The organism is Mangrovimonas sp. ST2L15 (genome assembly GCF_001280515.1).
Taxonomy (GTDB): Bacteria; Bacteroidota; Bacteroidia; order Flavobacteriales; family Flavobacteriaceae; genus Mangrovimonas; species Mangrovimonas futianensis.
The window spans coordinates 1-513 of sequence record NZ_LBIQ01000005.1; the positions used below are offsets into that span (position 1 = coordinate 1).

Annotated in this window: 1 pseudogene; it reads right to left on the minus strand. The window is 47.8% G+C overall.

Annotation, left to right across the window (positions count from 1 at the left end):
• A pseudogene (locus tag ZA07_RS16080) lies at nt 1-513 on the minus strand (hypothetical protein); the annotation flags it as partial.

The window sequence follows — 513 nt, forward strand, 5'->3', positions numbered from 1 at the left end:
TTCTGGTCACCACGATGTTACAAGGATCTGTATCGTCCATGCTATCCACAGCAGTAGCTGTAATGTCACCAGCACAGTTGTCTGTAGCAGTCAACTCACCAGCAGCAGGCATGTCGCCGATACACTCGTAAGTGATATCTGCAGGAGCCTCAGGAGCCACCGGAGCAGTTGTATCTTGAATGGTGATGGTCTGTGACACCGAAGATGAGTTGTTACACGCATCAGTGAATGTCCACGTTCTGGTCACCACAATGTTACAAGGATCTGTATCGTCCATGCTATCTACAGCAGTAGCTGTAATGTCACCAGCACAGTTGTCTGTAGCAGTTAACTCACCAGCAGCAGGCATGTCGCCGATACACTCATAAGTGATATCTGCAGGTGCATCCGGAGCAACCGGAGCAATTGTGTCTATAATAGTAAATGTAGCGGTAGTAGATGCTGCATTTCCACAACCATCAGTGGCAGTAAAAGTTACTGTAGCCGAACCAGTTTCCCCACAATCATCAGAAA